Below are 11882 nucleotides of genomic sequence, written 5' to 3' on the forward strand. Positions count from 1 at the left end.
CCGTTCCTACAGTCGAGATACGGCCCACGGAACTTTCCGACGACTCGGGCCGACTCCGGACGAAGGAGGAGCGTGATGACCGAATCCATCACCGTAGCGGCGGCCGACCGCGAACTGAAGGCGAAACATCGAGCGATGTGGGCGCTCGGCGATTATCCCGCCGTGGCGAGCGAAGTCATCGCAGAACTGGGACCCGTCCTCGTGTCCGCCGTGGGCGTCGGCGAAGGAGATCGGGTGTTGGACATCGCCGCAGGATCGGGCAACGCCTCGATCCCGGCCGCACGAGCAGGGGCCAGGGTGGTCGCGACGGATCTGACACCGGAACTGTTCGAGGCCGGTCGCCGGGATGCGCTCGGAGCGGGGGTGCAGGTGGACTGGCGCGAGGCGGATGCCGAATCGTTGCCCTTCGACGATGCGAGTTTCGACGCGGCGATCTCGTGTGTGGGGATCATGTTCGCGCCCCACCATCAGGTCGCCGCAGACGAACTCGTCCGCGTCACCGGACGGGACGGTCGGATCGGCGTGCTGAGTTGGACCCCGTCCGGTTTCATCGGGCAGATGTTCGCCACCATGAAGCCGTACGCGCCGCCGCCGCCCGCCGGCGCCCAGCCGCCCCCGTTGTGGGGCGACGAGACGCACGTGCGTTCGCTGCTCGGAGCCCGGGTCACCGACTTCTCGGCCCGCACCGCAGTTCTGCACGTCGGGCGTTTCTCCACCGGCGAGGAGTTCCGGGACTTCTTCAAGGCCACCTACGGTCCGACCATCGCGGTCTACCGGAACATCGCGAACGACCCCCACCGGGTCGCCGCCCTCGATCGGGACCTCGCCGACCTTGCACGTGAGTACGACACCGGTGCAGGAGCGATGGACTGGGAATATCTCCTGGTCACTGCTCGTCGCGCCGACTGAGTGCTGCCCACACGTGGGAAGGGCGGTCCGCTACCGGGCTTCCGACAACCGCCCGGACGTTCGGGGAGAAGGGGGAGGTCCGGGCGTGCGGTTGACCGATCGCACCGCCCACCCCTGCGACCACTCGATCTCGCTCACCGCGCCATTGAGGATGCGCGGCGCCGGTTCGCCCGACAGGTCGTCCAGGACGGCCCGAATGAGTGCTCCGTGCGCGACCACCACGATCCGGCAGGACGGATGCGCCGCGACGATCGAATCGAGCGCGCGGCGTCCTCGTTTCGCGACCGCCGCGAGCGACTCGAGGTCGGGGTAGCGGCCGTCCGGCCAGCGCGCCGCGGCATCGGACCGGGAAAGTCCCTCGGCTGCACCGTAACTGCGCTCGACGAGTGCGGGCAGAGGAGCCGCGGTGCTCACTCCGAGGTGTGCCGCGATGATCCGCCCCGTCCCGACGGCTCGTGCCGCCGTCGAGGTGATCACGGTGTCCCATTCCTCGTCGGCGAGCATCGCTGCGACCGCCCGTGCCTGCTCCTGCCCTACCTCGTCGAGCGGAATATCGCTTCTTCCCTGCAACAATCCGAGACGATTCCATTCGGTCCGTCCGTGCCGGACCAGTGCGAGCGTCGACCTGCTCATCGCGCACTGCCAGTCAGAGCGACCGTCCGGTGCGGTGCCCCACTCGTCGCGGGGGCATCCGGATAGAACAGCGCGCGCCGAACGGACAGCCCGACACGGTCGCCGACCGACGGCCGCACGCCACGGACCGAGCACCGGAACTCGACGCCTCGGCAGGACACGACCACATCACTCGCGTCCCGGCCGAACAGTGACGACATCACGATTCCGTGGGCTGTATCGGCATCGCTGACCGTCGTGACATCGATGTCCCCGGGCAGTACCGCGAGGGTTCCCTCGCCGGTGACACCGTCCTGCAACAGATCCCGGCTCACGATCACGTCGGCGTCGATTCCGGTGAATTCGTGGGTCGTCACGGTTCCGCGCAGCAGATTCGCGTCCGACAGAAACTTCGCGACGAACGCCGACTGTGGGCGGTGCACGAGTTCCTCGGGTGTTCCGACCTGCTGTATCCGTCCACCGTCGAGCACGACGACTCGATCGGCAAGCGCAAGTGCTTCGGCGCGGTCGTGCGTGACGTGCACGACCGTGAGGTTCTGAGCACGGGTCAGTGTGCGCAGTTCGAGACGCAACCGGTCGCGGAGCGGTTCGTCCAGTGCAGACAGCGCCTCGTCGAGGAGCAGGGCACGAGGCTTTCCGGCCAGTGCGCGTGCCAGAGCGACACGCTGACGCTGTCCGCCGGACAGGGTCGCCGGATCCCGTTTCTCGACACCTGGCAACCCGACCAGGTCGAGTACCTCGGAGACGCGTTCTGCGCGCTGCGCGCGGGGCACCTTCGCCACTTCGAGCGGATACGCCACGTTGCGCTCCACACTGCGATGCGGCCAGATGGCATGTTGCTGGAACACCATGCCGAGACCGCGTTTCTCCGGTGGCACGCTGTGGCGGGCGTCGGCGACGACGTCGCCTCCCAGACACACCGTGCCCGCAGTCGGATCGAGGAAGCCGGCGACGGTGCGCAGGAGCGTGGTCTTACCGGAACCCGACGGCCCCACCAGTGCCACGAACTCGCCGTCGCGGACGGCAAGATCGATGCCGGTCAACCCGGTCGTTCCGCCGGGGTAGTGCAGGTCCACACCCGTGAGAGTGATCGCGGACATGAGAGGTGAACTCCGATCTGTGGGGGGTCAACGGCCTGTGCGGGCGCCTGCGGCCACACCGAGGCCTGCGATGCCGACGAGTGCGACGAGCAGGGACAGCGCAGACGCGGCGTTGTAGTCGCCGGCCTGTTGCAGGTTGAAGATCGATACGCCGAGAGTCTGGGTGCCCGGTGCTACGAGCAGCACCGACATGGTCAGTTCGCGGACAGCGGTCAGCGCGACCAGCACGCCGCCGGTGGCAGCGGCCGGGATGGTCATCGCCCACGGCACGTCCCGCAACGACCGCAGTCGGGACGCGCCCGACGACCTCGCCGCTTCCTCGAGCGCTGCCGGGGTGGTGGACAACGGTGCCCGAACCGCCTGCACCACGATTGCGAGGAACGCGGTGATGTACGCACACAGGATGACCCAGCGTGTGTCGAACAGTCCGGTGTACCGGCCCACGATGAGCCAGCCCACTGCGATGACCAGTCCGGGCACTGCTTGCGGCAACATCGCGAGTAGGTCCAGACCGGCGTTGTCGCGTGATCGGGTGCGCGTGGTGAGCACCCCGATCGCCAGGCCCATCACACCGCAGACGAGTCCGGCGCCCACGGCGAGCATCAGCGAGTTCTGCACACCGACGACGGTGCCCGGTGCAGTGACCGCAGCGATAATGCTGTCGAGCGTCAGATTTTCCCACGTGAAAGGTACTCCGGGAGCCGGAAGCAACGCCTGCGTCGCCAGGGCGAGGATGGGCAGCACGGTCAGTGCGAGACCGACGGTCCACGCCAGGGCTCCGGTGAGCGTGCGCGCGCCCGCGAGAGGCAGGAGTGCAGGAGCGGTCACAGGGCCGTCCAGTTGCCTCCGACGCCCGGCCAGCCGGCGGTCGGCAGCGACAGCGAGAACCGCGAGCAACAGCAGTGCGATGCCGATGGTGGAGACCACTTCGAGGGGCCGGTCCACCGTGCCGGACTGGATGTAGCGGTAGACCATCGTCGACAAGGTCACGTATCGCTCGGGTAGCCCGATCAGGGCGGGGATCCCGAAGTCGGCGAGATTGCCCACCGCGGTCAAGGTGAACGCAGCCAGCAGGGCAGGTCGCAGCAGAGGCACCGTCACCGTGCGCAGGGCACGTCCGGGAGAGGCCCCACCGATCCGTGCGACCTGCTCGAGATCGCCGGGGATCTTCCGCAGTGCGGCCGAGATGATCAGATACGCCATCGGGTACGAGTGCACGGTCAGCAGGAACACCACGCCGTCACCGCCGTAGATGTTCCACAGCGGTCCACCGAAGTGTTCGGTCCAGAACTGGTTCACCATGCCGCTCGGCCCCAGCAGCCCGGTCCAGGCGATGGCTCCGACGAACGGGGGAATAAGCAAGGGAGACAGCAGGAACAATCGCAGCACGCCGCGTCCGGGGAGGTCGGTCCGGTCGAGGAGCAGCGCCATCACGGTGGCCAGGACCACGGCGAAGAATGCGGACAGGCCCGCGGAGACGACACTGTTGACGGCGGCACCTGCGATGTCGTCGTCGACCAGCTGTCGAACATGATTACCGCCGAGGCCCAGGGAGACGACGGTAGCGAGTGGGGCGACGACGATCGCGGCGACGAACACCCACAGTGCGATCCGGACGTAGGTCACGGGATCGGGCCGCCGCCCGGAGGGAATCCGGACGGCGGGCGCCGTATCGCTTTCGGACAATTTTTCGGGAACGTCAGCCGACGAGGTCATTGAACTTCCGGACCGCGTCGCTCTGCGTCCGGGTGATCTCCGCCAGGTCGGGGGTCAGCAGCGGGAGATCGGACAGGGCCGGAGCGCCCTCCGGGGTTCCGACGTCCCCGCGCACGGGCAGGTACTGCTGCTCGACGGCCATTTCCTGGCCCCGCTTGCCGACCAGGAAGTCGACGAACTTGCGAGCCGCCTCGGTGTTGTCGGAGTCGGCGAAGATGCCGGCCGGCTGGGAGACGAAGGGGACACCGTCCGTCGGGTACGACAGTGCGATCGGAGATCCCTTCGCTGCGAGTTCACGCACGAGGTAGTCGACGACGATCCCCACCGGCTGGGTGCCCGCGGCGACGGCCTGCCCGACCGGGCCGTTGCTCTCCGCGATCACGGGTTCGTTGGCGGCCAGCGCCTCGAGCCAGCCTTCGCCGAGTTCGGGGGTGTTCATCCAGACGGCGGTGTTGAATGCGGCGGCTCCCGACACATCCGGGTTGGGCAACGTGAGTTTGCCGAGGTACTGCGGATCGGTGAGGTCCTGCCAGGAGGTCGGCGGTGCATCGGCGGCGGTCGTGTTGTAGGCGATGACGGTCGGGATGATCCGGGTGCCGACGTAGTAGCCGTCGGGATCGACGACGTCGGGGTTGAGCGCGTCCGCGTCGGCGGGGACGTACTGCTGCAGCAGACCGTCGGCCTTGTACTGCTCGAAGGTGGGTGCGTCCGCGGCGAGCAGGACGTCCGCACCGATCTCCCCGGTGGCACGTTCGGCCTCGATGCGGGCCGTGAGGTCGCCGGTACCGGCACGGAAAACTTCGACGTCGATGCCGGTTTCCTCGGTGAACGCGGCGGTCAGCGCATCGATCTTGGCTTGGGGCTCGGAGGTGTAGACCGTCAGGACCTGCTCTCCGGCCGAGACCGGGGCACCGGTCGAATCAGTTTCGGAGGCAGCGGGTTCCGAGCATGCGGCGAGGGTGACCGCGGCGAGGGTGCCGAATGCGGCGACCGAGACGAAACGGGGAAGTGATGTCACGAAAGATTCTCCTGGTCGAGGGGGGATGAGATGGTCAGTGGGCGGCGACGGTCGGTGTGGGGCGTGACCGGAACAGCACCTCGGGAGTATGGAGTGAGATGGGCAGAGCGCTGACTCCGCGTCGAGAGCACCGAACGATGGAATAGCTCGGCGCGTCGAATCCGACGACGGTGTCGGCCGGGGATCCCACATCTTGCAGATAGGCGAGCGAACTGCCCACCCACAAAGGAATACCGGCGAAGACGCCACTCATCGGATGGTGGAAGTGGCCTGCGAGAACCGCGATGACGTCGGATCCGGCGAGCACCGAGGCGAGTTCGTCGGGGGCGGCTAGCTCCCGCTCCGACAGCGCTGCCGCAGGGGACGGAACCGGTGGATGGTGCAGAGCCAGCACCGTGCCTTCCGGTGCAGCCGAACGTAATTCGAGGCGCAGAGCTTCGAGATCGTCGCGTCGGATCCTGCCGGTCGAACTGTCGATGCCGATCAGCCGGAAACCACCGATGTGCTCGACGGGCCGCCGCCCGAACGACGCCGCGAAAGCTGCCTCGTCGTCGTGGTTGCCCGGAACGGCGATCACCGGACACGCCAGGCGCGTACCCAGTTCGTCCAGGGCCGCCGCCAACGCCGGATACGCCGACGCTACGCCGCGCTGCGCCAGGTCGCCGGTGACCACGACGGCGTCCGGCCGCAACAGCGATGATTCGACGTGCTCGGCAACGCGCCCGATCCGGTCGATGCCGTCGACTCCGGGAAAGAGCGGTTCGGCCGAGGTGGCGTGCACATCGCTCAGGTGCAGGACCGTGAGCTCACCGGACGCGGACGCGCCGCCGCACAGTCTCGTTCGCAGCGCCTCGAAGTCTTCGTCGGTAAATCCTTGGGCGCGAAGATATCCCGGCACGTTTCCGTAGCGGTCACGTAGGTACGCGAGTGTTGTGGCCATCGCCGCCGGAGGTGAGTCGAGGTGCAACTCGAGGGCGCGCGCATGTTCGGCGGGGTCGAGGGGCAGTCCGCTCAGCAACTCGTGGACCGCGGCCTCCCGGTGCGGTCGGACCTGAACGCCGGACCGGGCGTAGTCGTCGACGATGCGATCGTCCGGGAAGCCCACGGCCGCCAGTGCGAGCGCGACCACCAGACCGGTGCGATCCTTGCCGACGGCGCAGTGCACCAGGGCGGGACCGGGGGACTGGGCGAGTGTCCGGAGCGCGGCGACAAGTGCATGTCCGCGCTCTTCGAGCAACGCGTGATAGGTCGCGACGATGTCACCCGATCGAGGCGGCCCGACCCGGGGGTCGAACAGAGGGTTGTGCACGACCTTCCAGAAGGTGTTTTCGTCCACCCGCCGTTCGGTGGCGTCGCGAAGATCGAGGACGGTCGTGATTCCTCGGGCGCGCAGAAGATTTCGGCCGTCCTCGGTGAGGTGATCGAGTGCTGCGGATCGGTACAGGATTCCGGGAGCGATCCCAGGTCCTGCTATCGCGCGCACATTGAACGTGCCGGCCACTTCGATCGGATCCACGGTTCGTCCTTCGTCACTCAACGTTCCAACACGGTCGGAACGGCGTTCCGACCGGACACATCGTGAGGGGCCCGATTGAATGAGCGGGTCCGGTTGCCGGAACAGGCGACGACACGCAGGTTAACAGTCGGATATGGGTAGAGTGTCGTAGTTGTTCGAATGATCCGGGTGTCCGGGCAAGGTGTCGCTGAGGGCGTCTGCCACCACGTCGTGAACGCCGAGACCTGCAACGTGCTGCTCCGGATGGGTCAGCATGCCCCGCGTGAGCGAATAGAGAATCGTGCACTGGCTGATGCGGGCCGAGAACGAATCCGCTTCGTGCTCGTGGACACCGGCGCCCGCCCACAATACGAAATCTGCGAGGCGGGTCAGGGGTGTGTTCGTATAACTGGTCACCGCGACGATCGTCGCCCCACGCTCGCGTCCGGCGGCGCACGCACGAAGGGTGTGGGTGTTCGCCCCCGAATAGCTGACCGCCAGGCACAGATCCTCGGCCGTGAGCAGTCGCGCCGAGAACTGCTGCCCCAGAATGTCGAGCGGCGCTTCCACGCTGCGGCCGACGGTGGTGAAACGCAACGCCGCGTCCTGGATCGGGGGAGATGAGAAACCGTTGCCGACCAGCAGGATCCGTCGGGCGCGCACCATGGAGTCGACCACCTCCGCGAACGTGTCGGAGTCGATCGTGGCGCGCGTCGCGGTCAGTGCCTCGGCCGCTGCATCGAACGCCGAATCGACCGGTGTCGACGCGGCGCGTTCGGGATCGGGTGCGGCACGGGCAAGTTCGAGACGAAGGTGCTGAAAGCCGCGAAAACCCAGGCGCTGGCAGGCGCGGACGACAGTCGCAGGCGAGGTACCGGACGTCGCCGCCAATTCGGCCGTGGACAGTTCGACGACGGATGCGGGCTCGGCGAGGACAGCCCTCGCAACCCGCTGTTCACTCGGTCCGAGCGAGCCCAGTCCGGCGCGAAGTCGAGCGAGCGTAGTGTTCGAACGCCATGATCCTTCGGGGGTTTGTGACATTACGTGGGGGGTCCTGTTCGTCCCGGCGCCGGGGGACTCCGGCGGGTTCAGGCCGCCAGACTAGACACTGCGCACAGGCCACCGCGGGCCGGTGGCGTGTGTTCACCGTTCGTCCATCCGGACGTCTGCTGCGCGTCACCGTCCCGTATATCGGCCCGACAAGGTCGATGTCCGTTTCCTCATCCGCCAGTCGCCCGGTCACTCCTGTGCCAGCTCTCCAATGTTGCGATCGCCGCTGCCAGACGCGCTGTGCGAACCGTCGCCCACAACGGACGCAACGCCTCCTCGCGCATGGACACCGCTGACGCCGAACCGGCCTGTAGGCCCCGACCTCCGGACGCCACGGTGAGGATCGCCGCGACCTGATCGGCCGAATCGAGAATCCGGACGGCCCGCGACGGCAGGTGGTCCGGATACCGGTGACGGGCCTGCTCGGCCACGACGTCGGCGATCTCGGCCCGCGGATCGGTGCCCCGGCCGTCGAGACCGACGGTTCGGATACCTCCGAGGGCCTCCGCGGCACCACGCACGGCTTCCCGCAGTGTGAACTCGGCCTCGCCGAGGCCAGGGCCGGCGGACGGCTCGGGAAGTTCGGGTACAGCGAAAACGTTCCAGCGGAGCACATCCGGTCCCTCGGCGACCGGCACCAGCCCGAGTCCGGGTGTGCCCGGGACACCCACGAGCACACCCTGTCCACCCGTGAGCGCCGCCGTCGCGAAAGCGGTTCCGGTCGGTAGGCCCTGCACATCACCGGGGGCCGGAAGGACCAACCGGATCCCCGAGCCATCCGTCGGGGCGGCCCGGCGGATGACAGCCGACAACGTAGCGGCGCCGACGACAGGCTCGAGGGCTACCCCCGAGGCCGCGGATGCGGGTTCGTCGTGCGCTGCGACCAACTGCAGCGGTGCCCACACGTGAAGTGCGTCGATCATGTCGTCGATGGACGTGTGGCCGGAGAGCCACGACCCGCCCCACAGTGTCAGGGTCAGACTCGGAGAACTCACCGACGCAGCATACGGCGACGTCGGGCGGGGACGCTCGGCGTGGCGGCGGCACCCCTCGCCGACGATGTCCTAACGTGGAACGGCGTGAGCCCACGCGACATGTACGGCGGCGACATCTTCGCCGGCCACACCCGCACGAAGAAGAAGCCCGTCCCGGAACTGCCGGCCGACCGCGGTGTGGTCGTCGAGGACGCAGCGACGGGATGGTGCGGAGCAGTCGTGGGGTTCGAGAAGACCTACGACGGAGACTTCGTCCGACTCGAGGACGGGCAAGGACGGACGCGTCTGTTCGCAATGCGCCCCGCCGCGTTCCTCGTCGACGGTGCCCCCGTCACGCTCGTGCGGCCCAAGACTCGTCCTGCTGCTCGGCCCACGGTGTCCGCCTCCGGATCGACGCGCGTGGAGGGGCTGCGGGCACGCGTGGCTCGGGGAAGCCGCATCTGGGTGGAGGGCGTACACGACGCGGCGCTCGTCGAGCGAGTGTGGGGGCACGACCTGCGCGTCGAAGGGGTTGTCGTCGAACAACTCGAGGGACTCGACAATCTCGGTGCCCGGCTCACGGAGTTCGAACCGGGCCCGGGCCGGCGCGTGGGTGTCCTCGCCGATCACCTCGTCACCGGTTCCAAGGAAGAACGACTCACCGCGAATCTCGGCCCGCACGTGATGGTCACCGGTCACCCGTACATCGACGTGTGGCAGGCCGTGAAGCCGCAAGCGCTCGGCATCAGCGCCTGGCCCACCATCCCGCGTGGTCAGGACTGGAAGACGGGTGTGTGCCGCGAACTCGGCTGGGGTACCCCGCAGGACGGCTGGCGGCGCGTGTATTCGGCGGTGAACTCGTTCCGCGATCTCGAATCGAACCTCATCGGTGCGGTCGAACGGCTCGTCGATTTCGTCACCGATCCAGGGGAGGGCTGAAAGACCGCCCCTCTCCGGGGCCGTCCGAGCGAGCGACGACGAACCAGCATGGCGACTGTCGAACATGTTGCGGCAGAAGGGACTCCACAGATCTGGGGTGCTGTGTTCCTGCCCTCGCCGAATGGCGGTGGCCGGACTACTCGTCCGTGCTGTGCCACAGGAATGGACCGTGCCCGCCGAGATCCTGCCGGAGCCGTTGCGGCCGTCGTGAAGCTGCAGCAATAGGGGACGCGGTTCTTCCTGAGGAACGACTGCGCGACACGGGTTCCGGACGAACCGCTCCTACCAGCGCTGCTGCTGTCGTGTCCGATTTGTGGTTCGATGGGGGCTGTGGCGGCGTTGATATGGCTGATCGTAGGAGTGGCTCTGGCCGCGGGTGAAGCGCTGACCGGAGACTTCGCGTTGCTCATGCTCGGGGGCGCCGCACTTGCTACCGCCGGTGTCTCGGCGGCGACCGACTTCCCGGTGTGGGCCGACGCGATCGTGTTCGGAGCGGCGTCGCTACTGCTGTTGCTGGGGGTGCGGCCCGCACTCCGCCGCCGGTACGCCACGCCGCCCGCCTTGCCGACCGGAATAGAGGCGCTTCCCGGAAAACCCGCTGTGGTTCTGGAGCAGGTCGACGAGAGGTCGGGCCGCGTGAAGATCGACGGCGATGTATGGACCGCGCGGGCGCTCGACGCGACCGAAGTGTACGAACCCGGCACGACCGTGACAGTGATGCAGATCGACGGCGCTACTGCCGTCGTATGGAGGGGTGTGTAGAGGATGGAAGCGTTGATCGTGCTCGCCGTAGTGGTGGCACTGGTCGTGATAGTCGTGGCGAAATCGGTGTCGCTGGTGCCGCAGGCCGAGGCGGCGGTGATCGAACGACTCGGCCGGTACTACCGAACGGCCTCGGGTCAGCTGACCTTCCTCGTGCCGTTCGTCGACCGGATCCGGGCAAAGGTGGATCTGCGTGAGCGGGTCGTCTCGTTCCCGCCGCAGCCGGTGATCACCCAGGACAACCTGACGTTGAGCATCGACACGGTTGTGTACTTCCAGGTCACCAATCCGCAGGCCGCGGTCTACGAGATCAGCAACTACATCGCCGCTGTCGAACAGTTGACGGTGACGACCCTGCGCAACGTGGTCGGCGGGATGACCCTCGAAGAGACCTTGACGTCGCGTGATTCGATCAACGGACAGCTTCGCGGGGTGCTGGACGAGGCCACCGGCCGATGGGGGCTGCGGGTAGCTCGCGTCGAACTCAAGAGCATCGATCCACCGCCGTCGATCCAGGAATCGATGGAGAAGCAGATGAAAGCGGATCGCGAGAAGCGCGCGATGATCCTCACCGCCGAGGGGCACCGCGAAGCCGCGATCAAGACCGCCGAGGGTGACAAGCAGTCCCGCATCCTGTCGGCGGAAGGCGCCAAACAAGGGGCGATTCTCGAAGCGGAAGCCGATCGGCAGTCGCGGATCCTGCGTGCTCAGGGCGACCGTGCGGCCAGCTATCTGGAGGCACAGGGTCAGGCGAAGGCGATCGAGAAGGTGTTCGCAGCGATCAAGGCAGGCAAACCGACACCGGAACTGCTTGCCTACCAGTACTTGCAGACCCTGCCGGAGATGGCGCAGGGCGACGCGAACAAGGTGTGGCTACTGCCCAGCGACTTCGGTGATGCCCTCAAGGGATTCGCGAAGAACCTCGGTGCGCCCGGCGACGACGGCGTGTTCCGGTTCGAGCCGAGCCCGGTCGAGGAGGATCTGCAGCGTCCCGAGGACGACTCGGCCGAGGTCGAGGACTGGTTCACCACCAAGAGCGATCCGGCCGTGGCGAAGGCCGTCGCCGAAGCGGAGGCGGTGGCACGCAAGCCGGTCGACCCCGATGTGCCCGGATCGGCTTCGCGGCACCAGGCAGGCCAGACCGCAGGAACGCCGCCGCAGGCGTTGCCGCAGTCACAGCCTGCGCAAGATGGGTGGATGCCCACCGGTGAGCCGGAGCAGGAAGCGGATCCCCAGCAGTACCCGCCCCAACAGCAGTAGCGCTTCCGCTGGTACCCGTCGCGGCC

11 protein-coding genes are annotated in these 11882 nt (G+C 67.5%); 4 read left to right on the top strand and 7 right to left on the bottom strand.

The features are described from left to right. Positions 1-75 precede the first annotated feature (75 nt). Positions 76-909: a class I SAM-dependent methyltransferase gene (locus ACTDXD_RS23720; protein ID WP_440124629.1), complete on the top strand. Its 834-nt coding sequence runs from the start codon at positions 76-78 to the stop codon at positions 907-909. Between the two features lie 30 nt (positions 910-939). On the opposite strand, the gene ACTDXD_RS23725 is transcribed toward ACTDXD_RS23720, so the two are convergent. From ACTDXD_RS23725 to ACTDXD_RS23755, 7 genes are all read right to left on the bottom strand, one after another. Further along, positions 940-1542 carry a histidine phosphatase family protein gene (locus tag ACTDXD_RS23725; RefSeq protein WP_440124630.1) on the bottom strand — a complete coding sequence of 201 codons (603 nt, stop codon included), beginning with the start codon at positions 1540-1542 and terminating at the stop codon, positions 940-942. Beyond that, entirely contained in the window at positions 1539-2642 is a 1104-nt protein-coding gene (locus ACTDXD_RS23730) for an ABC transporter ATP-binding protein (protein WP_440124631.1), read from the bottom strand. Before ACTDXD_RS23730 ends, ACTDXD_RS23725 begins: the two co-directional genes overlap by 4 nt. A 27-nt stretch (positions 2643-2669) precedes the next feature. Then, positions 2670-4358, bottom strand: coding sequence for an ABC transporter permease (locus ACTDXD_RS23735; RefSeq protein ID WP_440124632.1), 1689 nt, complete (start codon positions 4356-4358; stop codon positions 2670-2672). Next, the gene (locus tag ACTDXD_RS23740; protein ID WP_440124633.1) at positions 4342-5376 is read right to left on the bottom strand and encodes an ABC transporter substrate-binding protein; all 1035 of its coding nucleotides are present in this window, start codon (positions 5374-5376) and stop codon (positions 4342-4344) included. Before ACTDXD_RS23740 ends, ACTDXD_RS23735 begins: the two co-directional genes overlap by 17 nt. A 34-nt stretch (positions 5377-5410) precedes the next feature. Continuing rightward, positions 5411-6892 (bottom strand): tyrosine-protein phosphatase, encoded by a 1482-nt coding sequence (locus ACTDXD_RS23745; RefSeq protein ID WP_440124634.1) that lies wholly within the window; start codon positions 6890-6892, stop codon positions 5411-5413. Positions 6893-7012: 120 nt separating this feature from the next. Next, entirely contained in the window at positions 7013-7912 is a 900-nt protein-coding gene (locus ACTDXD_RS23750; RefSeq protein ID WP_440124635.1) for a MurR/RpiR family transcriptional regulator, read from the bottom strand. 179 nt (positions 7913-8091) lie between these two features. Continuing rightward, entirely contained in the window at positions 8092-8916 is an 825-nt protein-coding gene (locus tag ACTDXD_RS23755) for a hypothetical protein (protein WP_440124636.1), read from the bottom strand. A gap of 99 nt (positions 8917-9015) precedes the next feature. Here ACTDXD_RS23755 and ACTDXD_RS23760 point away from each other — a divergent pair, with 99 nt between their 5' ends. From ACTDXD_RS23760 to ACTDXD_RS23770, 3 genes are all read left to right on the top strand, one after another. Further along, positions 9016-9834, top strand: coding sequence for a DUF3097 domain-containing protein (locus tag ACTDXD_RS23760; RefSeq protein WP_440127770.1), 819 nt, complete (start codon positions 9016-9018; stop codon positions 9832-9834). A gap of 321 nt (positions 9835-10155) precedes the next feature. Beyond that, positions 10156-10596 carry an NfeD family protein gene (locus tag ACTDXD_RS23765; protein WP_440124637.1) on the top strand — a complete coding sequence of 147 codons (441 nt, stop codon included), beginning with the start codon at positions 10156-10158 and terminating at the stop codon, positions 10594-10596. Between the two features lie 3 nt (positions 10597-10599). Next, on the top strand, positions 10600-11856 hold the full coding sequence (locus tag ACTDXD_RS23770; protein WP_440124638.1) for an SPFH domain-containing protein: 1257 nt from the start codon (positions 10600-10602) through the stop codon (positions 11854-11856). Positions 11857-11882: the final 26 nt, after the last annotated feature.

The sequence above is a fragment of the Rhodococcus sp. SJ-3 genome, assembly GCF_051918125.1.
Taxonomy (GTDB): Bacteria; Actinomycetota; Actinomycetes; order Mycobacteriales; family Mycobacteriaceae; genus Rhodococcus.

Excerpts from the sequence above, each read along its gene's own strand:
- ACTDXD_RS23760 (WP_440127770.1), top strand. The coding sequence starts at position 9,016 with ATGTACGGCGGCGACATCTTCGCCGGCCACACCCGCACGAAGAAGAAG.
- ACTDXD_RS23765 (WP_440124637.1), top strand. The coding sequence starts at position 10,156 with ATGGGGGCTGTGGCGGCGTTGATATGGCTGATCGTAGGAGTGGCTCTG.
- ACTDXD_RS23750 (WP_440124635.1), bottom strand. The coding sequence starts at position 7,912 with ATGTCACAAACCCCCGAAGGATCATGGCGTTCGAACACTACGCTCGCT.
- ACTDXD_RS23770 (WP_440124638.1), top strand. The coding sequence starts at position 10,600 with ATGGAAGCGTTGATCGTGCTCGCCGTAGTGGTGGCACTGGTCGTGATA.
- ACTDXD_RS23720 (WP_440124629.1), top strand. The coding sequence starts at position 76 with ATGACCGAATCCATCACCGTAGCGGCGGCCGACCGCGAACTGAAGGCG.
- ACTDXD_RS23725 (WP_440124630.1), bottom strand. The coding sequence starts at position 1,542 with ATGAGCAGGTCGACGCTCGCACTGGTCCGGCACGGACGGACCGAATGG.
- ACTDXD_RS23730 (WP_440124631.1), bottom strand. The coding sequence starts at position 2,642 with ATGTCCGCGATCACTCTCACGGGTGTGGACCTGCACTACCCCGGCGGA.
- ACTDXD_RS23735 (WP_440124632.1), bottom strand. The coding sequence starts at position 4,358 with ATGACCTCGTCGGCTGACGTTCCCGAAAAATTGTCCGAAAGCGATACG.